This window comes from Enterobacter cloacae complex sp. IR5384, from assembly GCF_049237265.1.
Lineage (GTDB): Bacteria > Pseudomonadota > Gammaproteobacteria > Enterobacterales > Enterobacteriaceae > Enterobacter > Enterobacter cloacae.
Genome location: NZ_JBMKHJ010000021.1, coordinates 15,967 through 41,003, shown reverse-complemented (window position 1 = coordinate 41,003; position 25,037 = coordinate 15,967). Strand labels below are relative to the sequence as shown.

22 protein-coding genes and 1 tRNA gene are annotated in these 25,037 nt (G+C 54.2%); 8 read left to right on the top strand and 15 right to left on the bottom strand.

Features of this window, described 5'->3' with window-relative positions; genetic code table 11:
- Positions 1-113: 113 nt before the first annotated feature.
- The 6 genes from ACOTX3_RS16675 (at position 114) to ACOTX3_RS16650 (ending at position 8,324) form a co-directional block, all read left to right on the top strand.
- Positions 114-1,856 carry an IucA/IucC family protein gene (locus ACOTX3_RS16675; RefSeq protein ID WP_127869252.1) on the top strand — a complete coding sequence of 581 codons (1,743 nt, stop codon included), beginning with the start codon at positions 114-116 and terminating at the stop codon, positions 1,854-1,856.
- A complete protein-coding gene (locus ACOTX3_RS16670; RefSeq protein WP_058679643.1) occupies positions 1,856-2,803 on the top strand; it encodes a GNAT family N-acetyltransferase in 948 nt (315 codons plus the stop codon). Before ACOTX3_RS16675 ends, ACOTX3_RS16670 begins: the two co-directional genes overlap by 1 nt.
- On the top strand, positions 2,800-4,542 hold the full coding sequence (gene iucC / locus ACOTX3_RS16665; protein WP_072205209.1) for an IucA/IucC family protein: 1,743 nt from the start codon (positions 2,800-2,802) through the stop codon (positions 4,540-4,542). The genes ACOTX3_RS16670 and iucC overlap by 4 nt, the downstream gene beginning before the upstream one ends.
- Positions 4,539-5,864 (top strand): lysine N(6)-hydroxylase/L-ornithine N(5)-oxygenase family protein, encoded by a 1,326-nt coding sequence (locus ACOTX3_RS16660; protein WP_023620164.1) that lies wholly within the window; start codon positions 4,539-4,541, stop codon positions 5,862-5,864. Before iucC ends, ACOTX3_RS16660 begins: the two co-directional genes overlap by 4 nt.
- Positions 5,865-5,890: 26 nt before the next feature.
- On the top strand, positions 5,891-8,080 hold the full coding sequence (locus tag ACOTX3_RS16655; protein ID WP_013097826.1) for a TonB-dependent siderophore receptor: 2,190 nt from the start codon (positions 5,891-5,893) through the stop codon (positions 8,078-8,080).
- A gap of 168 nt (positions 8,081-8,248) precedes the next feature.
- Positions 8,249-8,324: transfer RNA gene (locus ACOTX3_RS16650), tRNA-Asn, on the top strand.
- Between the two features lie 165 nt (positions 8,325-8,489).
- Here the strand turns inward: ACOTX3_RS16650 and ACOTX3_RS16645 are convergent.
- Positions 8,490-8,879: a RidA family protein gene (locus ACOTX3_RS16645; RefSeq protein WP_013097827.1), complete on the bottom strand. Its 390-nt coding sequence runs from the start codon at positions 8,877-8,879 to the stop codon at positions 8,490-8,492.
- Between the two features lie 141 nt (positions 8,880-9,020).
- Here ACOTX3_RS16645 and ACOTX3_RS16640 point away from each other — a divergent pair, with 141 nt between their 5' ends.
- On the top strand, positions 9,021-9,950 hold the full coding sequence (locus ACOTX3_RS16640) for a LysR family transcriptional regulator (RefSeq protein WP_058679644.1): 930 nt from the start codon (positions 9,021-9,023) through the stop codon (positions 9,948-9,950).
- A gap of 129 nt (positions 9,951-10,079) precedes the next feature.
- Here the strand turns inward: ACOTX3_RS16640 and ACOTX3_RS16635 are convergent, their stop codons facing one another.
- Positions 10,080-10,973: a LysR substrate-binding domain-containing protein gene (locus ACOTX3_RS16635; protein ID WP_058679645.1), complete on the bottom strand. Its 894-nt coding sequence runs from the start codon at positions 10,971-10,973 to the stop codon at positions 10,080-10,082.
- Between the two features lie 170 nt (positions 10,974-11,143).
- On the opposite strand from ACOTX3_RS16635, the gene ACOTX3_RS16630 reads away from it, so the two are divergent.
- Positions 11,144-11,752, top strand: coding sequence for a glutathione S-transferase family protein (locus ACOTX3_RS16630; protein WP_040019886.1), 609 nt, complete (start codon positions 11,144-11,146; stop codon positions 11,750-11,752).
- A gap of 41 nt (positions 11,753-11,793) precedes the next feature.
- Here ACOTX3_RS16630 and ACOTX3_RS16625 read toward each other — a convergent pair whose 3' ends face one another.
- From ACOTX3_RS16625 to nac, 13 genes are all read right to left on the bottom strand, one after another.
- Positions 11,794-12,288, bottom strand: a complete 495-nt coding sequence (locus ACOTX3_RS16625; RefSeq protein ID WP_065187072.1) for a flavin reductase family protein — start codon at positions 12,286-12,288, stop codon at positions 11,794-11,796.
- Positions 12,275-13,600, bottom strand: coding sequence for an aminotransferase class III-fold pyridoxal phosphate-dependent enzyme (locus tag ACOTX3_RS16620; RefSeq protein WP_058679647.1), 1,326 nt, complete (start codon positions 13,598-13,600; stop codon positions 12,275-12,277). Before ACOTX3_RS16620 ends, ACOTX3_RS16625 begins: the two co-directional genes overlap by 14 nt.
- A 42-nt stretch (positions 13,601-13,642) precedes the next feature.
- The gene (locus ACOTX3_RS16615) at positions 13,643-15,334 is read right to left on the bottom strand and encodes an NAD(P)/FAD-dependent oxidoreductase (protein WP_058679648.1); all 1,692 of its coding nucleotides are present in this window, start codon (positions 15,332-15,334) and stop codon (positions 13,643-13,645) included.
- A 19-nt stretch (positions 15,335-15,353) separates the two neighbouring features.
- The gene (locus tag ACOTX3_RS16610; protein ID WP_105826581.1) at positions 15,354-15,842 is read right to left on the bottom strand and encodes a hypothetical protein; all 489 of its coding nucleotides are present in this window, start codon (positions 15,840-15,842) and stop codon (positions 15,354-15,356) included.
- Between the two features lie 15 nt (positions 15,843-15,857).
- Complete coding sequence (locus ACOTX3_RS16605; protein WP_058679650.1) at positions 15,858-16,973, bottom strand: beta-ketoacyl synthase N-terminal-like domain-containing protein; 1,116 nt, start codon at positions 16,971-16,973, stop codon at positions 15,858-15,860.
- Between the two features lie 57 nt (positions 16,974-17,030).
- Positions 17,031-17,714, bottom strand: coding sequence for a hypothetical protein (locus ACOTX3_RS16600; RefSeq protein WP_058679651.1), 684 nt, complete (start codon positions 17,712-17,714; stop codon positions 17,031-17,033).
- 9 nt (positions 17,715-17,723) lie between these two features.
- Entirely contained in the window at positions 17,724-19,169 is a 1,446-nt protein-coding gene (locus ACOTX3_RS16595) for a class I adenylate-forming enzyme family protein (protein WP_080396571.1), read from the bottom strand.
- Positions 19,170-19,171: 2 nt separating this feature from the next.
- A complete protein-coding gene (locus ACOTX3_RS16590) occupies positions 19,172-19,435 on the bottom strand; it encodes an acyl carrier protein (RefSeq protein ID WP_014884442.1) in 264 nt (87 codons plus the stop codon).
- Between the two features lie 4 nt (positions 19,436-19,439).
- A complete protein-coding gene (locus ACOTX3_RS16585; protein WP_161496914.1) occupies positions 19,440-20,690 on the bottom strand; it encodes a cation:proton antiporter in 1,251 nt (416 codons plus the stop codon).
- 48 nt (positions 20,691-20,738) lie between these two features.
- On the bottom strand, positions 20,739-21,929 hold the full coding sequence (locus tag ACOTX3_RS16580) for an MFS transporter (RefSeq protein ID WP_052516069.1): 1,191 nt from the start codon (positions 21,927-21,929) through the stop codon (positions 20,739-20,741).
- Complete coding sequence (locus ACOTX3_RS16575; protein ID WP_058679654.1) at positions 21,922-22,362, bottom strand: Rid family hydrolase; 441 nt, start codon at positions 22,360-22,362, stop codon at positions 21,922-21,924. The genes ACOTX3_RS16580 and ACOTX3_RS16575 overlap by 8 nt, the downstream gene beginning before the upstream one ends.
- A 472-nt stretch (positions 22,363-22,834) precedes the next feature.
- On the bottom strand, positions 22,835-23,785 hold the full coding sequence (gene cbl, locus ACOTX3_RS16570) for an HTH-type transcriptional regulator Cbl (protein WP_058679655.1): 951 nt from the start codon (positions 23,783-23,785) through the stop codon (positions 22,835-22,837).
- Between the two features lie 96 nt (positions 23,786-23,881).
- Positions 23,882-24,799 carry a nitrogen assimilation transcriptional regulator NAC gene (gene nac / locus ACOTX3_RS16565; RefSeq protein ID WP_058679656.1) on the bottom strand — a complete coding sequence of 306 codons (918 nt, stop codon included), beginning with the start codon at positions 24,797-24,799 and terminating at the stop codon, positions 23,882-23,884.
- Positions 24,800-25,037: the final 238 nt, after the last annotated feature.

Sequence of the window (25,037 nt, the reverse complement as noted above, 5' to 3'; positions counted from 1 at the left end):
ATGTGTGGAAATCATGAAGTTTATGAAAACAAATATTGCAAAAATAGTTGCGACTGTAAACAGAATGAATATCATAACGAGAATTATTATCAGTCATGGAATGAGGTACATCTATGCGTACTCTGCCCCGCTCTGCCGGTACAGACGTTGCGGCCCAGTGTTTTTTAAACGCCCTGTTGCGCGAAACGAAGGACTGGCGCTATCTCCCCGCTACCGCTGCGGATGAGCTATCGCAGATCCATATCCCGCTCTCGCAAACCCAGGCCATCCGGGTTTCAGTACACTATTTCTCCCCAACCCAGCATCATCAGTATCGCTTCCCGGCAACGCTCATCCAGACCGACAGCGACCGTAGTGACGCCGTCACTTTCCCTCAACTGGTTGATTTAATTCTTGAAAAACCCGATGTAAAAGGCTCACTGGATGCCGATACGCTGGCGCGTTTTAAGCAGCGCGCCCTTGAAAGCCATGCCCATACCTGGCAGGCGATCGACTTGCGTCACCGCTGGGCAAACCTGCGCGACACGCCGCTGACATTCGCCGAGGCGGAACAGGCGCTGCTGGTCGGCCACGCATTCCATCCGGCCCCGAAGTCACACGAGCCGTTTAACGAAACCGAAGCCCGCCGCTATTTGCCCGATTTCGCCTCCCGCTTTCCGCTGCGCTGGTTTGCCGTTGAGAGTGAACTGATCGCTGGCGAGAGCCTGAACGTCTCCCTGCGTGAACGCCTGCTGCGCTTCGCAGCCCAGAGCGCCCCTGAACTGCTCGGTCATTTCACCGACACCCGCTGGCTGCTGCCGATGCACCCGTGGCAGGCGGAGTACCTGCTCGGTCAGGACTGGTGCCAGCGACTGGTGGCGAAGGGAGCCTTGCAGGATCTGGGCGAAGCGGGCGCGCAGTGGCTGCCCACCAGCTCCTCCCGCTCGCTGTACTGCGAAACCAACAGCGACATGATTAAGTTTTCCCTGAGCGTGCGCCTGACCAACTCGGTACGCACGCTGTCGGTGAAAGAGGTTAAGCGCGGGATGCGTCTGGCACGTCTGGCGAAAACGGCGCGCTGGCAGGAGCTCCAGGCGCGCTACCCCACTATGCGCGTGATGCAGGAAGACGGCTGGGCGGGTCTGCGTGACGAAAGCGGCGTCATTCAGGAAGAGAGCCTGATGGCGCTGCGCGTGAACCTGCTGTTTGATACGCCGGATACGCAAACCAACGTGCTGGTGAGCCTAACGCAGGCCGCGCCGGACGGTGGTGACAGCCTGCTGGCGGCTGCGGTCCGCCGTCTCAGCCAGCGTCTGGATCTCCCCCTCGCCCAGGCCGCGCGTTGCTGGCTGGAAGCCTATTGCGACCGCGTTCTCCTTCCGCTGTTCAGCGCCGAAGCCGATTACGGTCTGGTCCTGCTGGCACATCAGCAAAACATTCATGTGGAGATGCAGCAGGACTTCCCGGTCGGGCTTATCTACCGTGACTGCCAGGGCAGCGCCTGGACCGAAGGGGCCGACGCGTGGCTGAAAGAGGCAGGTGAAAGCGAGGTGGAAAACCGCTTCGGCGAGAGCCAGCTGCTGCGCTACTTCCCGTATTACCTGCTGTTGAACTCCACACTCGCCGTCACCGCCGCCCTCGCTGCCGCAGGTTTCGACAGCGAAGAGAGCCTGATGTCACGGGTGCGTGACGCGCTGGCCAGCCTGCGCCAGACCGCGAAGCAGACCCGCTGCCTTGACTACGTGCTGGACAGCCCGACCTGGAACTGCAAAGGCAACTTTTTCTGCTACCTGCACGACCGCAACGAAAACACGATTGCCGATCCGGCAGTGATCTATTTCGACTTTAGCAACCCGTTTTACAAGGAGAAGGCGTGATGGCTAACGCGAAAATCGTCCATTCCGGCTACGGCTTTCGTTGCACCGCAACGGACACGTCTCTGCCGCTGACATTAGGCCTCGACGGCAGCGCGGTGCTGGAGCGCCTGCGCGATATCCCGGACGGCTGGCTGGTCGAGGCGCTGGATCAGCTGTTTGTCGCCGCACCGGCACTGACCGGCATCACGCTGCCGTGGGCAGCCTGGCAGAATGAACCACAGGCGCAGGCGTTATTCGCGCTTGCCAGTGGCGATTATCTGGCCCGTGAGACCTTCTGGCAGCTGCCGCTGTGGCTGCAGGGGGAGCGTCCGCAGGCCAGCGGTGGCATGCAATTCGATGAGAGCCGTCAGCTTTACTTCCCGCTGCGCCCTCACCGTCCGCAAGGGGAAGTCTATCGCCGTTACGATGCACAAATTAAACGCACCCTGAGCTTCCGCGTGGCCGACGTGGCGCTGGACGGTGAGCGTTTTACCCAGTGGATGAACAACCCGCGCGTCAACGCGTTCTGGGAGATGGCCGGTCCTCAGGAAGAGCAGGAAAACTACCTGCGCCGTCAGCTCGACTCGACGTACTGCTATCCGGTTATCGGCTGCTTTGACGATCAGCCGTTCGGCTATTTTGAGCTCTACTGGGCCGCAGAAGACCGTATCGGACGCCACTATCGCTGGCAGCCGTTTGACCGTGGGCTGCATATGCTGGTCGGCGAAGAGAACTGGCGCGGCGCGCAGTATATCCGTAGCTGGCTGCGCGGTCTGAGCCACTATCTGTGGCTGGATGAACCGCGCACGACGCGCATTGTCGCTGAGCCGCGTTTCGACAACCAGCGCCTGTTCCGCCATCTGGCTTCCGCCGGTTTCGACACCGTTAAAGAGTTCGACTTCCCGCATAAACGTTCGCGCCTCATCATGAGCGAGCGTCACCGCTTCTTCAGCGAGGTGGGACTGTGAACGCACTCTGGCAAAAAGTGAACCGCGAGATGGTGGCGAAGATCCTCGCCGAGCTGGAATACGAACGTACCCTGAGCGCCGAGCCGCTGGCCGCTGACCGCTGGCAAATCACCATGGGCAGCGAAACTTGGCAGTTTCGCGCCACGCGCGGCATCTGGGGCTGGTTACATATCGATCCCGCCAGTCTGACCACCGCCAGCGGAGCCGCCGTGGAAGCGGAAAGCGCGTTTCTGCAGCTGGCGACGGTGCTGGAGATGAGCGACGCACAAACGGCAGAGCATCTGGAAGATCTTTACGCCACGCTGCGGGGCGACATGCAGCTGCTGCAGGCGCGAGAGACGCTGGATGCCGACGCGCTTATTCATCTCGACCCGGACGAACTCCAGTGTCTGATGAGCGGCCATCCCAAGTTCATTTTTAACAAAGGACGCCGCGGCTGGGGGCTGGAGGCGCTGCGCCAGTACGCGCCGGAATACCGTGGCCGTTTTCGCCTGCACTGGGTTGCCGTGCAGCGCGAGCATCTGGTCTGGAGCAGCGATGTCGATTGCGATATCAACACCCTGCTGGCCAGCACCATGGACAGTGCCGAGCGCGCGCGCTTTGACGCCCGCTGGCAGGCGCTGAAGCTTGACGACAGCTGGCTACCGGTGCCGTTGCACCCGTGGCAGTGGCAGCAAAAAATTGCCGTCCATTTCCTGGCCCAGCTCGCGCGCGGTGAGATGGTAGAGCTGGGGGAATTTGGCGATGAGTATCTGGCCCAACAGTCCCTGCGCACGCTGACCAACGCCAGCCGCCGCGCGCCGTATGACATCAAGCTGCCGCTGACCATCTACAACACCTCCTGCTATCGCGGTATTCCGGGCAAGTACATTGCCGCCGGTCCGCTGGCTTCGCGTTGGTTACAGCAGCAGTTTGCCAGCGACGCCACCCTCACCCGCTCTGGCGCGCAGGTGCTTGGCGAACCCGCCGCCGGATATCTGGCGCATACCGGTTACGCCGCACTACCGAAAGCGCCCTATCGCTATCAGGAGATGCTGGGTGTGATCTGGCGCGAAAACCCGTCCTGCTATCTGCAGGACGGCGAGCAGGCGGTACTGATGGCGGCGCTAATGGAGACCGACAACGCCGGACGCCCGCTGATTGACGCGTGGATTGCCCATTCCGGATTAACCGCCGAAGCCTGGCTGGAAAAACTGTTCGATGCCACGGTGGTCCCCTTCTATCACCTGCTCTGCCGCTACGGCGTGGCACTCATCGCCCATGGCCAGAACGTAACCCTGGTGATGAAAGACTACGTGCCACAGCGCATTCTGCTGAAGGATTTCCAGGGTGATATGCGGCTGGTTGATGAAGATTTCCCGCAGGCGGAAAGCCTGCCGCAACAGGTGAAAGCCGTCACGGCGCGCCTGAGCGCGGAGTACATCATCCATGACCTGCAAACCGGCAACTTCGTGACGGTGCTGCGTTTTATCTCGCGTCTCACGCAGCAAAGCGGCGTCAGCGAAACCCGCTTCTACCAGATCCTGGCGCAGGTTTTGCGCCGTTATATGGCCGCACATCCGGATCTTGCAGAACGTTTCGCGAAGTTCGACCTGTTTAAGCCGCAGATCATTCGCGTGATCCTCAACCCGGTCAAACTCACCTTCTCCGAACACGACGGTGGCAGCCGCATGCTGCCTAACTACGTCTGCGATCTCGATAACCCCCTTTTTCTGGTCTCCCAGGAGTCAGCGCAATGAAAACGTATGATTTCATCGGCATTGGTATTGGCCCGTTTAACCTCAGCATCGCTGCCCTCGCAGAGGGACTGGACGGATTCAGTTCACTGTTTCTTGAACGTAAGCCGCATTTCTCCTGGCACCCGGGGATGATGGTGCCGGACTGCCACATGCAAACCAGCTTCCTGAAGGATCTGGTCAGCGCCGTGGAGCCGACCAACCGCCATAGCTTTCTGAACTACCTGGTACAGCGTAAAAAGTTCTACCGTTTTCTGACCACCGAGCAGCGCACTGTCTCCCGCGAGGAGTTTGCTGATTACCTGAGCTGGGCGGCGGAAAACCTCACCAACCTCGCCTTCAGCCAGCAGGTACAGCAGGTGAGTTTTGATGAGAAAAAGGGCCTGTTTGAGGTAGTAACCCAGCGCGATCGCTTCCTGGCACGCCACGTCTGCGTGGGGATTGGTAAACAGATCAACCTCCCCGACTGTGTGACCGCGCAGGATGACAGCTGCTTCCACGCCAGCGAGATGATGCTGCGCACGCCAGATTTGGCGGGCAAACGGGTGACCGTCGTTGGCGGCGGCCAGAGCGGTGCCGATCTGTTTTTGAATATCTTCCGCGGGGAGTGGGGTCAGCCGCTGAGCCTGAACTGGGTGTCGCGCCGCAACAACTACAACGCCCTGGATGAGGCCGCGTTTGCCAACGAGTATTTCACGCCGGAGTACGTGGACAGCTTCTCCACACTTGGTGAAGAGGCCCGTCGTCAGATGCTGCACGAGCAGAAGATGACCTCTGACGGTATCACCACCGAGTCCCTGCTGGCGATTTACCGCGCCATGTACCACCGCTTTGAAGTGCTGCGTGAAAAACCCTGGGCGCACCTGATGCCGTCCCGCTCGGTAACCGCACTCACGCGGCTGCAAAACGGGCAACGCCTGACGCTACAGCATCACCTCGACGGTGGCCGTGAACAGCTGGAGAGCGACGTGGTGATCTTTGCCACGGGCTACCGCGCCGCGCAGCCTGCGTTTCTGGCGCCACTCTCCCATCGTCTGCACCTGGATGCCGACGAAGCTTTTCACATCAACAACGATTTCACCCTTGAATGGGACGGCCCGCAGAGCAACCGCCTGTTTGCCGTGAATGCCGGGATGCACCGTCTCGGTATTGCCGAACCCCAGCTCAGCCTGATGGCCTGGCGCGCCGCGCGAATTCTCAATCGCGCGCACGACGACGAGCCGTTTGAGCTGGCTACTACCCCCGGCGTGATCCACTGGCGTAGCACCACCAGCACGGATAACAGCCAGGTTTTTAAATCATTAGCACAGACCACCGAATACTGACACACACAATCAGGATCAACATAACAATGAAACGTTCTCATCTTTGGGTTTTAAATCCGTGCTTGCTTGCCATGCTTTCGACCTCTGCGTGGGCAGAAGAACAAAAGGAAGAAAATATCGTTGTCTCCGCCAGCCGCGCACACCGCAGCGTGGCGGAGATGGCGCAGACCACCTGGGTTATCGAGCGTGCGGAAATTGAGCAGCAGGTTCAGGGCGGGAAAGAGATTAAAGACGTGCTGGCGCAGCTGATCCCGGGCATGGACGTCAGCAGCCAGGGGCGCACCAACTACGGTATGAACCTGCGCGGCCGTTCAATGATGGTGATGGTGGACGGCGTGCGTCTGAACTCCTCCCGCAGCGACAGCCGTCAGCTTGACTCTATCGATCCGTTCAACATCGACCGTATCGAAGTGATTTCCGGCGCTACTTCACTGTACGGCGGCGGCAGTACCGGCGGCCTGGTGAACATCGTCACCAAAAAAGGTCAGCCGGAGACGGAAGTCGAATTCCAGACCGGGGCAAAAAGCGGGTTTAACAGCCACAACGACCACGATGAGAACGTGTCGGCGGCGGTCAGCGGCGGCAATGATAATGCGTCTGGTCGCCTGTCCGTTTCTTATCAGCGTTACGGCGGCTGGTATGACGGCAACGGCGACGAGGTGATTATCGATAACACCCAGACCGGCTTACAGTATTCTGACCGTATTGATGTGATGGGCACTGGCACCATCAATATTGACGATCATCAGCAGTTGCAGTTAACCACCCAGTACTACAAGAGCGAATCCGATGGCAAACACGGCCTGTACCTCGGGAAGAACTTCTCGGCGGTTACGGGTGATGCCACCGCGTATAACAAAAACAACCTGGATTCTGACCGTATTCCCGGTACCGAGCGCCATCTGATTAACCTGCAGTACTCTAATACCGATTTCTGGGGTCAGGACCTGGTCGCGCAAATCTACTATCGTGACGAGAGCCTGACCTACTACCCGTTCCCGACCCTGAGCAAAGGGACGGTGACCAGCATCGGTGCCTCCCAGCAGAAAACCGATTTTTACGGCGGTAAGCTGACCCTGAACAGCAAGCCGGTGGATGATTTGACGCTCACCTGGGGCGTGGACGCCGACCATGAAACCTTTGACGCCAACCAGCAGTTCTTCGACCTGAGTAAAGCGGCAGCGAGCGGCGGCATGAAGCTGGACAATGCGTACAACGTGGGGCGTTATCCGGGTTACAGCATTACCAACCTCGCCCCGTTCCTGCAGGCGAGCTACGACATTGACGCCATCACCCTGAGCGGCGGCGTGCGTTACCAGTACACTGAAAACAAGGTGGATGATTTTGTTGGCTACGCCCAGCAGCAGGCCATTGCCACCGGGAAAGCCACCTCAGCAGACGCGGTGCCGGGCGGGAAGACCGATTACAACAACTTCCTGTTTAACGCCGGGATCCTTGGCCGCCTGACCGAACAGCAGCAGCTGTGGTTTAACTTCTCTCAGGGCTTTGAAATTCCGGACCTGGCGAAGTACTACGGCTCCGGCACCTATCAGCTTGTCGACGGGCACTATCGCCTGCTGAACAGCGTGAACGTTAACGACTCGACGCTGGACGGCATTAAGGTTAACGCTTACGAGCTGGGCTGGCGCTACACCGGCGATAACCTGCGCACACAGGTTGCGGCGTACTACTCGCTCTCGGATAAAACCATCACCATCAACAAAACCGATATGACCATCAACCTGGAAGACGACAAGCGTCGTATCTACGGGGTGGAAGGTCAGGTGGACTATTTCTTCACCGACAGCGACTGGAGCACCGGCGCGAACTTTAACGCCATTAAGTCTGAAACCCGTGAAAACGGTAAATGGGAGAAGCTGACGGTAGACAGTGCCAGCCCGTCGAAAGCCAGCGCCTGGGTCAACTGGGCGCCGGGCGACTGGACCCTGCGCGTGCAGAGTACCCAGACCTTTGACGTCTCTGATGCCGACGGTAAGAAGATCGATGGCTATAACACGGTAGATTTCCTGGGCAGCTACGCCCTGCCGGTGGGTAAAGTGAGTTTCAGCGTGGAAAACGTGCTGGACAAAGACTACACCACCGCCTGGGGACAGCGCGCACCGGGGCTGTATAGCCCAACGTATGGCGCACCGGGTCTGTATACCTATAAAGGCCGTGGCCGCACGTTTGGTCTGAACTACTCCGTTCTGTTCTAAACAACTGCGCCGCCTGCCCGCGGGCGGCGCATCCTGCTGTGTAATTTCACCGCAAATTTGCTATAAAATCAGCGATTTGCTGAAATTGTCGGCAAACGATCAAAAAGGGTGTTTTCACCCTTTGACAAGGCGAACCGAGGTCGCTACTATGCGCCTCGTTCACACGATTCCTCTGTAGTTCAGTCGGTAGAACGGCGGACTGTTAATCCGTATGTCACTGGTTCGAGTCCAGTCAGAGGAGCCAAATTTGAAAAGCCTGCTTTTAAAGCAGGCTTTTTGCTTTTGTGCGTTCTGGAAAACTGCCGGGTGGCGGCTTCGCCTTACCCGGCTTACGCCATCGGGCAATAATCCGCTGCTTTCATCATTTTTCCTCTGTCTTGACTTTCGACTGGCGGAAAGCCCCTAACGGTCAGGGCAGCCTGGCAATCACCTTAATCTCAAACTGGAATCCGTACAGCCACGTTACGCCGATCCCGGTCAACGTTGGGTAAGGTGCTTCTCCCCAATATTCAGGCAGGATACTCCAGATAGCGTCGAGGTTTGACTCGGGATCGACGACAAAAAGGGTAACGTCAACTACGTCATCGAACGTGCAGCCTGCAGCCGCGAGGACAGCATTAAGATTATTGAATGCCAGCCTGACCTGCGCTTTTAGATCGGGCTCAGGCGAACCATCCTCACGGCTACCCACCTGCCCCGAAACAAACAGGAAACCGTTAGATTTGATGGCCGGTGAATAGCGATTGCGCTCATAGAGCGCCTGGCGTCCTGAGGGAAAAACTGCTTCGCGTGCTGTCATATTTACACCTTTGCAATGGGGCGAAATCTGCCCAATGAACTTAAAGACACTTTACAGGTGCAGGATCGGGCGGATAAACAAGCGACTTTGTCCATCATTGTTTGTAATATCCAAACAATCGGTGAAAAGAGAGGATAAGGAATGGATCGTTTCGATGCGATGCGCGCCTTTGCTCGCGTGGTAGAGGCAGGTAGCTTCACAAAGGCTGCCCAAACGCTTCATATGAGCAAAACCACGGTGACGCAGCTTATTCAGCAGCTGGAAGCGCGCCTGCGCGTCAGATTGCTCCATCGCACCACCCGCAAGCTCAGCGTCACTCCAGATGGCGCGGTCTACTACGAGCGCGTCATCCGCCTGCTGGCGGACATGGAAGATGCTGAAAACAGCCTGTCCAGTGCGGCAATTACGCCCAGGGGACGGCTACGGGTGGATGTGCCCAGTCCGCTGGCCCGCCTCATCCTGGTGCCGGCGCTACCGGCTTTCCATGCACGCTACCCTGACATTCAGTTCGACATGGGCGTGAGCGACCGGGTGGTGGACCTGATTGGCGACAACGTGGATTGCGTGCTACGCGGCGGCGAGATCACCGATCAGTCCCTGATTGCACGCCATGTCGGAGATTTGCAAATCGGCGTCTACGCCGCCCCCAGTTATCTGGAACGCCTTGGCCCCCCTTCGCACCCGCGAGAACTGGAAAACACCGACCATCGCAGAGTAGGGTTCTTGTCCTCACGCACCGGTAAGATTGATCCTCTGGTACTACGCAGTGAGAGTGAACGTATTGAAATCACGGGCAGCTATGTACTCGCTGTGGATGATGGCAATGCTTACCTCGAAGCCGGGTTAGCGGGATTAGGCGTGATCGCGCTGCCACTCTATATGGCGGCAGCGCATCAGGCTCGCGGTGCCTTGATTCCGCTATTTGAACACTGGCGTATTGCTCCAATGCCCCTGTACCTGGCGTTTCCGCCGAACCGCCATGTCAATGCCAGACTGCGCGTTTTTATTGACTGGATCGTTGAATTGATACAGCAGCATGTCCCCAACACCAACATAGCGGTAAAGCTATAGCAGCGATTATCCTGAGAGCACGTGTATGCTCCATGTGTTGTTATGTGAAAGCTGAAGACGTGCAGGAGTATTTCGGTGAATCCCCCGTCAGGCATTCACCGTATTGCGGGCAGTATTGTAAAAAAGAGTTCAGGACTCCGTGAGCAGACGCCAGGCCGCCACTTCCTCATCAAGCCACTCGACAAAGAGAGCCACCTCCGGCTTCGCCTCCGTTAACTGCGATGTCACCAGCCAGTACGGCCAGGGATACGGCGCAGTGGAAGAGGTAAGCTGGACCAGTTCTCCCCGGGTGATAGCATCCTGCACCAGAGAACGGCGCTCCAGCGCAATGCCTTTCCCGAGTCGGACAGCCTCAAGAACTAAGTTTGAATCGTTAATGCATAAGCCGCCGGGCACGATATCTTTTTCCAGCCCCGCATTAAAACACCAGGTTTTCCACGACTCCATAGAGAATATGATCTGGCTTTTCGCCACCTCAGCCGGCGTCGCCGGGAGGACACCGCCGTTATAACCGGGCGATGCAACAACAATCAGCTCATCAGAAAAAAGATAATGGCAGTCGCTTCCTTCCCAGTTCCCTTTCCCCATGCGTATCGCAATATCTATTCCTTCCTGCTGCATGCTGGTGATCGTCAGGCTGGCCTGGAGTCGCAGCGTGATGTGCGGATATTTTTCCCGAAACCGTTCCAGACGCGGCAACAGCCAGTGACAACCAAAAGACGGCACCATCGCCAGCGTCAGTTCCAGTATTCTCGGTTTCACCTGCACGAGCCGGGTAGCATCTGCGATATGGTTCAGCGCCTCGCGTACCTGTAACGCGTAGAGCCGCCCCTCTTCGTTGATCTGTACCCCTCGGCCATGACGGATAAACAGCTTCACACCCACCATTTCCTCCAGCACTTTAATCTGCTGACTGATGGCAGAATGGGTCACATGAAGCTCTTTCGCCGCAAGCGTTACGCTGCCAAGGCGAGCCACAGCTTCAAAACTACGCAAACTTGCGATAGGTGGAAAATCCGACATGAAACCACTCCCTCATATGCTGAATCAGATAAACGGCAACCGGCCAATATGTCAGTAATACTAACTCAGGCCGTAAGATACTGATGATATTCGCCATAACGAATTTATTGTAATGTCTGTTTATCATCTTCAATGAAGCGTTTTTTCACACAGACAGGAAAACAGGAATCATGATAAAGCTGATTGGCATGATGGATTCTCCTTATGTACGCCGCGTGGCGGTCTCCCTGGAACTTTATGGCGTTGCGTTTGAAAGCCAGCCGCTGTCGGTATTCAGCACATTTGAGGAATTTTCCCGGATCAACCCTGCGGTAAAAGCGCCAACGCTGGTTCTGGATAATGGAACGCGTCTGATGGACTCATCGCTGATACTGAATTATTTTGAGTCCAAGGCTGCCCCTGAACGGAGACTGCTGCCCGTGGCACCGGATGCGCTGGCAAACGATCTTCAGACGCTGGGCTTTATCCTCGCCGCCGCGGAGAAGGCGGTACAAAATGTGTATGAACACCACCTGCGCCCGGCGGAGAAGCAGCACAATCCATGGATAGAACGCATCACCCACCAGTTGCTGGCTGCCTGCCGGGAATGGAACACGCTGCTGGAACGGCGTCCGGATAATGCGGTGGCCGATCAGGTTGCGGTCACCAGTACGGTTATCTGGACATTTATTCAGTCAATGATCCCTCACGTCGTTAATGCCAGTGATTTTAAAAAGATTCAGGCGGTTGCCGACGTTTTCGAAAACCAGGCAGCATTTAAGAAGTACCCTTTCAGTTAACGCTTCGCTCGGCGTGTTATGGGGCTTTTCAGCCCCTTTTTTTAGGCTGGAATCGACAGACCGGCGGTGGTCGCATAGCGACCGTTGAAGAAGATGAGCGGCTCACCTTCAGTATGTAACGAGTCCACCACTTCACCGATAAAGATCCAGTGATCGCCACCGTCTACTTGACGCCACATTTTGCATTCAAGGTGCGCAAGTGCGCCGTCAATTAAAGGCAGTTTATAGCTACTGACCCGGTGGTCTACACGATGAAATTTATCGCTGCCTGCGCTGGCAAAAATATCGCTAACCTGATGCTGATGGCCCGACAGAACATTTATCGCAAAGGCTTCTGTCTTCAGAAAATGCTGAGCATACCAGGATTGCTTACGCAGGCTCCAAAGTACCAGTGGGGGTTCCAGGGAAACGGTGTTAAAGCTACTGATGGTTAACCCATGGAGATTGTTATCTTTATCCATCATAGTCACGACACATACGCCAGTGGCGAATTGACCAAATACGTTCCGTAAGGCTCGGCTATCAAACTGCGCCATATCGTTTAACCTCTGCTAAACCTGAATACGCGATCTGCTGTTGCAGCGCGCCAGCAAAAATTGTCAACCCTTCATCCAGAACGCTGTCTTCAATCGTCAGGGGCATTAAAAAGCGGATGGCATTCGCCTGTTTGCCACATTTAAGAAGAATTAGGCCATCACGGGTACAGCTTTTGACTAACCGATCGATAAGCCCGGTCGCCGGCGTTCGCACTCCGTTCTCCAGAGAAAAAAGCTCCAGCGCAATCATGGCCCCGACTCCGCGTATCTCATAGCCAATCGCCAGCGGGCTGACAATGGACTCCAGGGCTTTGCGCAGACGCTGACCCAGACGGCGGGCTGCGCCCAGCAGATCCTTCTCCTCAAAGAGGTCAAGTACCGCCAGCGCCGCCGCGCAGGAAAGCGGATTGCCTGCCCAGGTTCCACCAAGACCGCCCGGTGCCACCTGGTTGATAAGCGACTCGCGACCGACAACGCCGGACAGCGGAAGTCCGCCGGCAACAGATTTACCGAACACGATTAAATCAGCGTCAACGCCGGTTTGTTCGATAGCAAAGAATGTTCCCGTGCGGCCCGCGCCAGACTGGACTTCATCAGCGATTAACACGATACCTTCCCGGTCGCAGAGTTCACGCAGACCACGCATAAACGCAGGAGGCACGACATAAAATCCGCCCTCTCCCTGAACGGGTTCGATGACGATGGCGGCCACATCCTGCGGCGCAATGTCGCTCGTTAATATCGCCCTGAGGCCAGCCAGAGCCTGAGCAATATCACGTTCCGTTTCGCCCTGCGGAAAAGGTGCCCGAAAGATCGGGCCAGGCATAATACCCATCCCCTGGCTGTAGGGCGCAATTTTGCCATTCATCGCAAGCGTCATAAACGTACGCCCGTGATAGGCACCGCTGAAGACAATCACCCCGCTTCGCCGCGTGGCCGCACGGGCAACCTTAAGCGCGCTTTCCACCGCTTCAGACCCCGTCGTCAGAAGAAAACTGCGCCGGTCAAAATCTCCCGGCATTAAGGCGTTAATACGTTCGCACACCGCGATATACGATTCATAAGGGGTGGCGGCAAAACAACTGTGGGTAAACTGATGCAGCTGGCGCTCTACTGCCGCAATGACTTTAGGATGGAGATGCCCGGTATTCAGTGCGGCAATGCCGCCGGAAAAATCGATGTAGCGTCGATTATTGACGTCATATATCACCGCATTTTCCGCTCGCTGAATGTACACCGGGTGCATCTGGTTTATGCCACGGGCTACGGCGCCCTCCCGTCGCTGTAAAAGCTGCTCGACTACAGTATCCATAACGCTCTCCTCAGAGGGCGGCCCGAACAGCCGCCCGTCAGGTTATTGATGACGCGCCTGCTGCAACATGGCATCAGCATGCTGGTTTAACTGCTGACGATCGCCATAGCGGTAAGGATCGAGGAAATCGAATCGGACCGGTTTATCTCCGCGATCGAACAAGTGGCCAATGCCGCCGGGGGCGTTATGAGCCCAGTAGAACAGGGAATCGGCAAATTCCTCCGTTGCCCGGGAGAGGTAGCGATTTGTGAAATCTGAGAAATCGATGGGGAAATGCTCGCGGTTGTCAGCAAAAAGCGCATGAAGCGTAGCAATTACCTCTTTTTCAGGAAGGTTACCGGCGCGATAGGCTTCCATTGTTTCGCAGGCCTTATCAAAAATAGCCTCATAGTATGGGCTTTCAATGGAAAGGTGGCCGGGATAGGTTGCGCTTTCAAATTCCTTTTCGAGCCGCTCGTCATCGCCGTGCTGCTGGTAGTCGCTCAGGATTTTACGCAGACGCAAGACGCCAATGTAGCTGCCGCTAATCCAGATACGGAACCACGCATTCCACAGCGGGAAACTATCAAATGCGGTGAATGAATTTGCCACCAGCCTGTCGTTAACTTTTACCACTTCCAGGCTGTAATCCTGATAGCTGGCGAAACGCTCTTTTGACCAGTCATCCTGTCTGACGGCATGAACAATTTTAGGCGCGACGCGCAGAATCGATTCGAACGTATTAACCAACCCGCGCGAGAACAGCGGATCGACAAAGCCAACCGCATGGCCTAAAAGACAGTAACGCTCCCCTACGCTTTCGCGGCTGGTGTAATTCAGGCGAGGTGCAACGGTCCATTCACGTACCCGGGCTGCGCTCTCAAAGTGGCGGGCAACGGAGGGGTGCTCGTCGAGAAAACGGGTAAACTCTTCTTCCGGGTCTCCTGCAGGACCATGTTTATCGATATCAAACTGCAGGCCGACGCTGCATAAGGTATTGGTCGAATAGGGGTGGTTGTTGAAAGGAATAATCCAGAGCCAGCCGCCTTCAAACATGTGATGCAGCGTACTCTGTGAGAGCGGGGTCGGCGAACCGGTCACGTCCGTTGAGGCAATGACGTCTTCATACAGTTTGACTCCCGTCATGTGTGTGAACAACGAACGGGTACGGCTCTGCATCTCACGTGCACCTTCGCGCAGACCGAACTTATCGGCAACCGGTGAGCGAAACCCTGCAGCATCCACGACGTACTTGACCTTAATCTGCTCTTTACCCAGATCCAGCAGCATCCCGTCGCCGGTTTCTTCAATAGACTGGATGCGGGTTTGCTGGCGAATGTCTGCACCGAGACGCGCAGCCAGCGCCAGGTAATAGGCATCAATATCCTGGCGGAACAGATGTGCTTCCGGAGACAGTACCGGTGTCGACACAACGTCCTGCGGATTATGCGCTTTATTCTTCCCGTTCCATGCAAAGCTGAATGCCAGTTTAATTCCTGCGCTCGACGTGCCAATATTCTCCATCAGCGCGTGAATCTCCCCCGGCCATGCCAGCTCAGGAATATTGTACTGGCGGGCAAGAATTTTCAAAAGCACAGCACTTTCCGGCACCATCGATTCCCCCACTGCAAAGCGAGGATGGGTACCTGCATCAATAATCACCACGTTTAATTTCTGTTTTGCCAGAATAGCGCCGAGCATGGTTCCAGCAATACCACTCCCGATGATGGCCACATCATAATGACTTTGTTTCATTGCTTTACCCTTAATAATATTACTGAGTGACTAACTGTGTTGTTATTTCAATTTCATTTTCACGCGCGTGATCGGCCTGAATCAGAAAAAGATATGTCGCTTGTTGCATTAACCATTCCCTCGCCAGGGACATGGCAATCTCTTTGCCGGTGCGCTGCGGCATCGTCAGTACCATTGTGGGTCCCTGAAAGCGATAGCGTGTACAGCAAATGGAAACGGGCGCTCCCACATTGGCATTAATAAAATCGACCGGCGAGACGCGCGATTTTATCGCCATGTCATTAATAATTTTCTCACTGGTATTTAAAGGGAATGCCGTACCAAACTGAATAAACCCGACACTCTCATGATGCATATCCAGCAATGCCTGATGCTGTTGATAAATTTCATCGACAGTGAACAGCACATTTAATGACAACGGGTCTGCTGTTTTTACCCCCCGGCGCAAGGTCTCATCTAAATCGGACCAGATTAATGAGCTTGCGGTACTTGAAGAAACGATTTTCATTAGCTGACCCATCTTTTACATTACGGTAAATATCAGGCAGGTATTAAAACCACCAAACCCAATCGTCATGCTCATACCCGTTTTTCCCTTTAAGGGCTGAGGCCGTGCAGCGGGTAAATTAAAGCGCAGGCCATCAATCGGCTTTTTCAGCTCATAGACCGGGGGGATCGTGCCCGCATTGAGGCTGTGAATGAGCGCGATGGCTTCCAGCGCCCCTGTAGCCCCCAGCGTATGGCCAAAATTACCCTTTGTAGCGAAGACCCAGGGACGATGGGTGAAAAACAGGTTGTAGGCATTACTTTCAACCCGATCGTTGGTCAAGGTACCCGAACCGTGCGCATTAATAAGCGCAATATCGCCAGGCTCAAGTCCCGCCTGCGTCAGGGCACGCTGCAATGCCAGGCGGATGCCATTGCCTTGCTCATCCGGCGCGGTCAACCCCGCCGCATCGTTAGAGGCCCCCGCGCCGACAAGCCTTGCCAGCACGCGTGGCGCAGACCCGCCTTCCCTTTGCAGCACCAGAAAACCGGCCCCTTCTCCAAGTATCGTCCCCTCGTGTGTGGCATCGAACGATTTCAGGGTAGAAAGGGAGAGCGTCCCCAGCGCGCTATGGGCCAGACGTTTTGAATCAGTAAGAATATCCGCCCCGCCGCATACGCACAGGTCCGCTTGCCCCGTCGCAATTAAATGCGCCCCCAGAAGAAGGGCGTCTGAGCCCGAAGAGCAGGCGGTAGAGAGGGCGATCCCTTCCATCCCAAGCGACGCCGCCACCTCGTTAACCCAACCGTCGAGAGGCTCCCGGCAAAACGCCTCGCTGTCGAGACGGAATCCAAGGCTGGTACCCACAATCAAAAAGCGTCGCTCCTCCGGCACGGGTTCTCCTGCCCCCGAATCTTCAAGCGCCTGGAGGGCAGTACGTTTTGTCAGCGCGATCAGTTTTTCACGCATTTCTGCGGACCATTCGCCCGGCAGCATAGCGGCCAGATCGGAACGCAGACTTCGCTCCGATGGCGCTGGCGCAATACCGGTCTGGCTTTCCAGTAAGGTCTGAAAAACATCCTCGATACGATCGCCAGACGCAGTTGTCCATCCCATGCCGACAACATTTGCGACATACGTTGTAGTAGTCATCATTTTTCCTTTACCGAAAATAATACGGCAAGCTGGTTTAATTGAATTTACGATATATCAGTTGAACGTGCGTAAAAATTCGTTGAAGGGCTTATCCTCAAGCGGAGAAGGATAAAAATTATCTTTGATTTCACCTGCAGTTAATTCTATTTTCCGTTGATAAGGCTCTTTTTGTAGCCAGCGTGGACCTTCAATAAAATCGAATGCGATATCTGTCGCATCAAATCCCTCCAACTCGGCAGGCTTAACCACTTTCCTTCTTTTACGGTCCAGCACTTGGGCATAAGCAGAAATATCAAAATACCGAATCCGCTCATCCTCAACCACCGCATTAATACAATGCCACGGACGGGGTAAATAAAGGTAATTAACAAAGATATTTCGTAATGAATACACCGGTTTATTAATCATCTGGCTATACAGTATCGCCGAGACATCGGCCATTTCCGAGCAGAAGCAAGGTAAGCGCTGTGTTTGTCCCAGCATTTCAATAAGATAATTCTTAGGCGTCAGGTTATGTATGACCTCGTCGCGAAAATGCTCGTAACGTGAAATATAATAATCCCAGTGTTCCTCAGGGAACTTGAGGCGAACGATATCCGCTGGCCATGTTTCAAACACGTCAGACTCCTGAAGGACATGGCACATTGTTTTTGGCACTTCACGCAAAATATCATCGAGGTTCATTAAGTGATATTTTTCAATGACCGCCCGTGCCAGTTCCCGAAGTTCATCATTCATGACATCACCTTACTTATATTGTGTTAAAGAGGCCGCACCACAATAAACAAAGTTTATATTTCGCGGCCGTTCGTGGCGTTTGAGCTTTTTCAGCAGGCTGGCGCTGTGCTGCTGGCAGTTGGTTTCATTGATTACTGATTCATCGCAGGTCAAGAAAATATCGAACCCCGCGATTTGATCGCCATCATTAACGATTTGGGTTTTGCAGGTCATCACCCCTTTAATTTCCCGGCACAGCTGTTTAACGGCACCGATATTGACCTTCTCATCCCTGATAACAATGAAATCACTGATTCTGCCTTTGAAAAACAGGAACCCATCAGCGTCCTGGAAGAAAATATCCCCGGTGCGGAGCCAGCGTTTACCATCAAGTTCAATAAACGTTTGTCGGTTACCCCGACCGATACGCTTTACAAGCAACGTATCAGAACAAATCAGCAACTCCCCCTGCCCGTCCTGCCCGTCTGCACCTGGCAGGATGCGAACTTCCGTCTGGTCAATAGGACGTCCGGCTGACGCATAATATCCTCTCCCCAGCAGATGAGCCGGGCACGTCGACACCCGCGGTCCGGCCTCGCTGATGCCATAAGTTAGATATAACTCAAGCCATGGCTGCCGGAGCAAGAAAGCTTCCACCTCTTGCGGCGCAGCCAGATCGCCCCCGATCGTCAGTTTTTTCAAACCCGGTGGAAGCGTGGTTTCCCAGGCATTTAGCTGACGCAGCAATACGGGAGTGAGCGAGCTGAGGGTAACGCCGTATCGCTGTAAATCATCCAGATAATGGGGGACAGAAAACGGAGGTCCACTGATCACCATTTCACAGCCTGTCTCCAGGGCAGCAACCATCTGTGCAACCAGCGCGGTGGAATAGCACATCGGCAAACTGATCAATACCCTGTCACTGGCGCTCATACCGATGCTTTTGGCATGGCGCAGCGCGTTACGGCGCAGAGAATCAAAATGATGAACACACCCGCTGCTGAACGACGATGACGTCCCGGACGTGGCAATCACGACCTGCCCCGGTTGTGTCTGTACGGGGCCGCCATGACGGCATTTTCCCACCTGCCAGCGCCCTAAGCTTTCGGCCGCGCTCACCCCCAGCTCCTGCCAGCGCCCTTGCTGAACCGGCATTCGCACCAGCGCCCCTGCAGCAAAGTCCTCAAGCATCTGCAGGATCCGTTCTGCTGGCGTGAGCGGCGGGATCAGCGCCGGCACAAAGCCGCTGTTGAGGACGGCAAAGAACATGTACATCAAATCCGGGCAGTTCGGCATCGCTATCAGCACTACCCGACCGGGTTCTAAACTCTGCCGCTGCCAGTAATCGACATAGTATTGATAACTCTCTCCCTCAGTGCCGCTGGTCCCCACCGCAGACGTTGCCAGCACCGGAGAAAATAATCCGGCTGGCTCATAGGGAACAAATGCGGCACATTCTTTTGCTCGCGTTAGCATTCTCAGGCTCCAAGCTTATTCATAATGAAACGCGAAAGGGTTTGGCACGAATAAAAATTCGCGGGTGAAAACTCTTTATCTTCAACTTTAATATTAAACTCTTCCTCGCACTGAAAGCGTAATTCTACAAATCCAATAGAATCCATTCCTACCATTGAGGCGAGACCGGTCTCGTCAGCAATATCTTCGCGCTCAACGTCCAGACCAATACGTTCAGCGATAATTTCTTTAATACGATCGACAATCACAGGCATATCCAGTTTCATAATTTTACCCTTTAATGTTTTCAAGCGTTTTATTGACTACAACAGAAGAGGATTCTTTATTTAACCAACGTAATATTGGCGGCGTAGTTGCTGTCACCACGAGCGCCACGATGACCATAATCGAGTAGACCCGTTGCGAAATTAGGTGCAATTCGAGCCCAATAGACAGCACGACCAGTTCCATCAGACCACGCGTGTTCATAAGCGCGCCAATCATGGAGGCTTCACGCAGTGAATAGCCTGAAATACGCGCCCCGAGCAGAGCACCACTGAATTTGGTAATAAATGCCAGTAAGGTGAACCCGACAATCCAGGCAATATCCTGCGATGCCATACTGAAGTCGAAATGCGTTTTCAGACCGGCACTGACAAACAACACGGGCAGTAAAAGATAGTGCATGAAGCCATTCATACTCCCGTGCCATTGCTTGGCTAACCCGGGTATCCGCGCGAGCATACTGCCCGCCAGCAATGCACCGAAACCACTGTGCAGGTGAAGATAATCCGCTCCCCACGCGCTGATCAAAATCCAAAAAATAATCGCTGGAAACCTCATATCAGGCTTGTGCGCATACCTAATGAGCAGTGGGACCACGACTTTGCAGGTCACCAGCCAATAAAGTATCAGGGTTACCGTCACGACCGATAAATAAGACCACAGCGAATCGGATTTTCCTTCAACCGCAGCAAATACGCTGTCCAAAGCCAAAATTCCCCAGCCTGTCACATCGGTAAGAATAGCGGCGGTGATGACGGGAGGAATGATAGCCAGGTGAAGCATCTTTAAGTCTTCAATGATCCGCACAATCACCGGCAGAGCGGATACCGCCAATGCCGTTCCCATAAAGACATTAAATAAAAGACGATCGGTTTGTGGCGCCAGTTCGGCATGCACCGAATTCCCCGCTAATACACCACCGATAAAAGGAAGCAGCATGCCTAATACCGCTATTTTTAATGCAGCGATAGTTTGCTTACGGCGACCATGGTTATTACCATGAAAATGCGACAACCCAATGTCAAACATGAGCAAAATCATGCCCAGATTCGCAAGCTTATCTATGGTGGTCAGCGACTCCTGGCTAAATAAAGATGTTTGAAATGAGAACAGAGACATTATTCCGGGAAAGAACGTCGGTCCTAATAAAACGCCTGCAGCAATATGACCAATGACCTGCGCCTGACCAATCTGCTCCATAAGTTTGCCCACGACATAGCAGGCTAAAACGATCACGGAAAGCTGAATAATAAACATGGGTATCCCCGCCATAGCTAGCGTTGAGTTTATTGATTTTAAAAACGTTCAGTTCGAAACGTGGGCGACGCTATTTTCGTTAAAATGACCTATTGCGGTGGTCATCATCGCAATAATCACCATCACGACGCTCACTAAACAGATGCCCTGCCAGTCCCACCTTTCATACACCCACGGACCGGTTACGGATCCTGCTGCTCCCATTGCATAATAAAAGAACATATAAAGCGCATAGAGGCTGCTTCTTTTATCCGGGTGTAAGCCGAGAACTCGCGTCTGGTTAGCCACCTGCGCGGCAAAACACCCTAAATCGAATAAGATAATGCCCAGCGTAAGCCCCGGTAAGGACGCAGGAAAGAGAAACAGGACGGTTATTCCCGCAACCACGAATACCATTCCGCCAAAAATCACGCTGCGACACCCGAAGCGGTCAGCCAGTTTTCCCGCATAATTCGCCAGTACAAGACCGACGATACCCGCCAGGCCAAATAATCCGGCGGTTCCCGCCGGCAGATGCAAAGGCGGTCTTTGCAGATGAAGCATGATGGTCACCCATAACAGGCTAAAGACAAAAAACCATGCTCCTCCGGTTAAAGCAGATTCAATCAGCCGCGCGTTACGCAGTAAACCCGGCAATTTCGCCATGACGCTCAGATACCCCGTCTCCCTTGCGGGCTTAACATCGGGCAAACACCTGATGGCCAGTAACGCCATGGAGGCCATAACGGTGGCGAAGATGGCCAGCATTCCTCGCCAGCCAAGCGCATCGGCCAGACTGCCGCCCACTAGCCTTGCGAGCAGGATCCCTGCCGAGATGCCCATCGTGATCAGGCCGACCGTGGCGCCTTTTGGCGTAATGTGAAACCCAAGCGCATTCAGCTGCACTGCGCTTGTCGCCATCGCGCCCGTCACTATTCCCGCGCTAAAAAGGAGCAACGGTTGGCGGGTCAGGGAAGCGGCGAACAGCGCAAGCGAGAGGAGGAAAAACTGACAAACGATCAGTTTTTTACGGTTAACGCTGTCTCCCAGCGGAACAAGAAAGAGTATTCCCAGCATATAACCTATTTGCATGCTCGCCGCAATGAAGCCGGTATAAAACAGGGGCAACTGCAACGATGTCGCGATAGCAGGTAATACGGGCTGGAGAATATAGTTATTCGCCATGGCGGTGCCGGCCGCAATACTTGCAAACCAGATAAACAACGGCGAAACCGCATTTTCTTGTGCGATATCACTCATTAATTGCCCCCTGTCTTTTTTTTGCCACAATATCAATTGCTACTTTCATTTTTTTCTCGGGAAAGGGTAATACATGCAATAACGTAAATGCAGGTCTGGAATCACGGAAATAGCACCCATGAATACGGGCCACCTGCTGCCATTCATCAATTTCAGTCAGATACAGCCTGCTTTGTATTACATCGTCTAACGCATACCCATTCAATTCAAGTATCCCCTTGATCTTATTAAGAACACATTCCATTTGCAGTGAGATATCATCAGATTCAATCTCACCACCAGAATTAAGAGGTCCCGTTTTTGATATATATAGCCAACCGTCTGCTTCTACCGCTCGCGAGAAACCGAAAGCCTCCTCCCAGCTGCTGCCGGAAGTAATAAGTCTTTTTGATTCCACAATGTCATGCCTTTCATCACTGGGTGAAACAAACATATTACAATCCGATCAAATTTGTCCAGAAAAAATAACAAAAAATTGACTTGGGATTTAGCCGATAATTAAGTAAGCATTTCCTGGATAAGCTGTAAGCGTAGCTAACCAATCAAAAATGAAATTAAAAAAATTAAGCAATGAATAACCAGTTAAATATCCAAAAAACCACATCAACCAAAATAAATAAAAATTAAAATAATTCTCCATTTATTTAATCGAGTATGTTTATTAAGCATAAATAATACAGCACTCAAAAAGAAGGGTATTCCGCCACTTATTCTTATATGTAACCCAATGGAAAATATGAGAAATATTTTAATATAAGACAACCTTATGACGTCACAATTTATCGTTATTGATGGGAGACTTTTAATAATCCGGGGGGCAGAATTTTAAATGGTCCAATAGAGAAAAGCCTGCTTTAAGGGCAGGCTTTGGCTTCTTGTCTACGAGGGAGTCGTGCTATGAGGGCTTAAATCTGATAATCAATCGCCACTTCTTCCGGCTCCATCACCAGGCGTTTGATTTCGTCAACGGACAGCCCGGCGTTACAGAGTTCGATAAAGCGCCACACGTAGTTGCGCTGTAGCTGCCCGCGCTTCAGGCCGAGCCATACGGTATTGGCGTCAAACAGATGACGTGTATCCAGACGCACGAGGTTCCCGGTATCGCCCTCGCCGCCGGACTGTTCCGCGACCAGGCCAATGCCCAGCCCCAGCTCAACGTAGGTTTTGATCACATCGGAATCCTGCGCGCTCAGCACCACATCCGGCGTTAACCCTTTGCGGTTGAATGCTTCATCGATGCGCGAACGCCCGGTAATACCCTGACGATACGTAATCAGCGGCCATTTCGCGATCGCTTCCAGCGTTAGCGGTGAAACCTGATTCAACGGATGATCGAGCGGGAGCAACAGGTTGTGGTACCAGCGGAACCATGGAAAGGCCACCAGCAGCGGGTCGTTGCTCAGCCGTTCACTGGCGATACCAATATCCGCCCCACCGTTTTGCAGCAGCATTTCAATTTCCTGCGGCGTGCCCTGAATAAGCTCCAGGCGAACGTCAGGGAAAATTTCACGAAACGCTTTTATCACTGGCGGCAGGCTGTACCGAGCCTGAGTATGGGTAGTGGCGATGGTGAGCACGCCGGAGGCATCATTGGTAAAGAGATCCGCCAGGCGACGGACATTGCTGGCCTCGTTGAGGATCCGCTCAGCGATGGTCAGCAACGCTTTACCTGGCTCCGTCATGCCAAGCAGGCGCTTGCCGCGACGGATAAAAATCTCAATGCCAAGCTCCTCTTCCAACTCGCGAATATGGCGGCTGACACCCGACTGGGAGGTGTAGAGCATATTGGCGACTTCGGTCAGGTTATAGTCCCGCCTGGCCGCCTCACGGATAATTTTAAGTTGCTGGAAATTCACGATTCACTCCGGCGCATCTGACATAGCTCTATTGTTAGAGTCAGCTGAGCTGCAGAACAAATAATAAAAACCAGCATCTTATGCTTTTCTGGAATATTAACTCACGAGCTGCAGTTCACGATTCTCCAGCGATGGCTTACTGACCAGTGACATTAAAATTTCTTTCACCGCCTGCGCCTGTGGCGACAGCGAGCCACGGGCGGACATGTTCAGCGACAGCGGTAAACTCATTGATGGCGTGGTGATGCGCGCCATCCAGCCATTTGCTGCGCTGCACAGCGAGCGGGCGGCGGATTCCGGCAGCACCGTGACGCCCATCCCACTGGCGATCGCCGCAGTCAGCGTGGAGATGGAGTCAATTTCACCGATGATTTTCGCCGTCAGGCGGCGCAGGGAGAACGCTTCGTCCACGCGCACGCGCACGGCGCTGTAATCACGCGGCAGGAAAAGATTCATCTCTGCAACCGCAGTGAGGTCAACGCTTTGCCCCGGACAATCGCGGGTGCCCACGAGATACAGATCTTCTTTCAGCAGCGGCTGGCTGGTGATCCCCTCAACCGGAGAGCGATCGTAAAGCACCGCCATATCCAGCTGGCCATTGAGCAGCTTGTCATTCAGGACAGAGCCGCTGTTCTCGTGCAGATAGACCAGCACTTCCGGCAGCTCAGCGCGCACCGCCTGCAGCAGTGGCATGGTGATGGAGGACGCAGCGGTCCCCGGTGCCAGCCCGATGGAAACGTGTCCGCTCAGCGTCTGGCCAACATTATTAACCGCCAGCTGCGCCTGTTCGCACTGACGAAGAATGGTGCGCGCGTGGGTATACAGGATCTTGCCTGCTTCCGTTGGGGTCACGCCGCGTTTGGTGCGGATCAACAGCTGCTGATCCATTTCGCCTTCCAGAGTAGCCACCTGCTGGCTCAGCGCAGGCTGCGCGATATGCAGCACTTCCGCCGCTTGAGTCAGGCTGCCGATATCGACGATTTTTACGAAGTATTTCAGTCGTCTTAAGTTCATTTTGCCCCCTGTTCGAAATGCTGTGCCGGTACTGGCTGTTGTTGTTGAACAGGTTTTGCAATATGAATGCCAGTTTTACCAGCAGGTCTGATTTGTTCGCTAAGCGCCTGAAAATAAGGAAACCTAATCATAGGTGTCGGATTTATTACTGAAACAGCGGTTTATGATCTGCCCCATAAGAGGTATATCCGCACCACAACGGTGCATTACGTTGGCAAAATCGCCACTTTGCTGAAAT

Bases quoted from the DNA above. Each gene is read 5' to 3' on its own strand.
- ACOTX3_RS16610 (WP_105826581.1), bottom strand. From the start codon at position 15,842: ATGAAAATCGTTTCTTCAAGTACCGCAAGCTCATTAATCTGGTCCGAT.
- ACOTX3_RS16620 (WP_058679647.1), bottom strand. From the start codon at position 13,600: ATGGATACTGTAGTCGAGCAGCTTTTACAGCGACGGGAGGGCGCCGTA.
- ACOTX3_RS16580 (WP_052516069.1), bottom strand. From the start codon at position 21,929: ATGAGTGATATCGCACAAGAAAATGCGGTTTCGCCGTTGTTTATCTGG.
- ACOTX3_RS16645 (WP_013097827.1), bottom strand. From the start codon at position 8,879: ATGACAGCACGCGAAGCAGTTTTTCCCTCAGGACGCCAGGCGCTCTAT.
- ACOTX3_RS16615 (WP_058679648.1), bottom strand. From the start codon at position 15,334: ATGAAACAAAGTCATTATGATGTGGCCATCATCGGGAGTGGTATTGCT.
- ACOTX3_RS16585 (WP_161496914.1), bottom strand. From the start codon at position 20,690: ATGTTTATTATTCAGCTTTCCGTGATCGTTTTAGCCTGCTATGTCGTG.
- ACOTX3_RS16605 (WP_058679650.1), bottom strand. From the start codon at position 16,973: ATGACTACTACAACGTATGTCGCAAATGTTGTCGGCATGGGATGGACA.
- ACOTX3_RS16670 (WP_058679643.1), top strand. From the start codon at position 1,856: ATGGCTAACGCGAAAATCGTCCATTCCGGCTACGGCTTTCGTTGCACC.
- ACOTX3_RS16625 (WP_065187072.1), bottom strand. From the start codon at position 12,288: ATGGCGCAGTTTGATAGCCGAGCCTTACGGAACGTATTTGGTCAATTC.
- ACOTX3_RS16635 (WP_058679645.1), bottom strand. From the start codon at position 10,973: ATGTCGGATTTTCCACCTATCGCAAGTTTGCGTAGTTTTGAAGCTGTG.
- ACOTX3_RS16640 (WP_058679644.1), top strand. From the start codon at position 9,021: ATGGATCGTTTCGATGCGATGCGCGCCTTTGCTCGCGTGGTAGAGGCA.
- nac (WP_058679656.1), bottom strand. From the start codon at position 24,799: ATGAACTTAAGACGACTGAAATACTTCGTAAAAATCGTCGATATCGGC.
- ACOTX3_RS16595 (WP_080396571.1), bottom strand. From the start codon at position 19,169: ATGCTAACGCGAGCAAAAGAATGTGCCGCATTTGTTCCCTATGAGCCA.
- ACOTX3_RS16600 (WP_058679651.1), bottom strand. From the start codon at position 17,714: ATGAATGATGAACTTCGGGAACTGGCACGGGCGGTCATTGAAAAATAT.
- ACOTX3_RS16675 (WP_127869252.1), top strand. From the start codon at position 114: ATGCGTACTCTGCCCCGCTCTGCCGGTACAGACGTTGCGGCCCAGTGT.
- ACOTX3_RS16575 (WP_058679654.1), bottom strand. From the start codon at position 22,362: ATGTTTGTTTCACCCAGTGATGAAAGGCATGACATTGTGGAATCAAAA.
- ACOTX3_RS16630 (WP_040019886.1), top strand. From the start codon at position 11,144: ATGATAAAGCTGATTGGCATGATGGATTCTCCTTATGTACGCCGCGTG.
- ACOTX3_RS16590 (WP_014884442.1), bottom strand. From the start codon at position 19,435: ATGAAACTGGATATGCCTGTGATTGTCGATCGTATTAAAGAAATTATC.
- ACOTX3_RS16655 (WP_013097826.1), top strand. From the start codon at position 5,891: ATGAAACGTTCTCATCTTTGGGTTTTAAATCCGTGCTTGCTTGCCATG.
- ACOTX3_RS16660 (WP_023620164.1), top strand. From the start codon at position 4,539: ATGAAAACGTATGATTTCATCGGCATTGGTATTGGCCCGTTTAACCTC.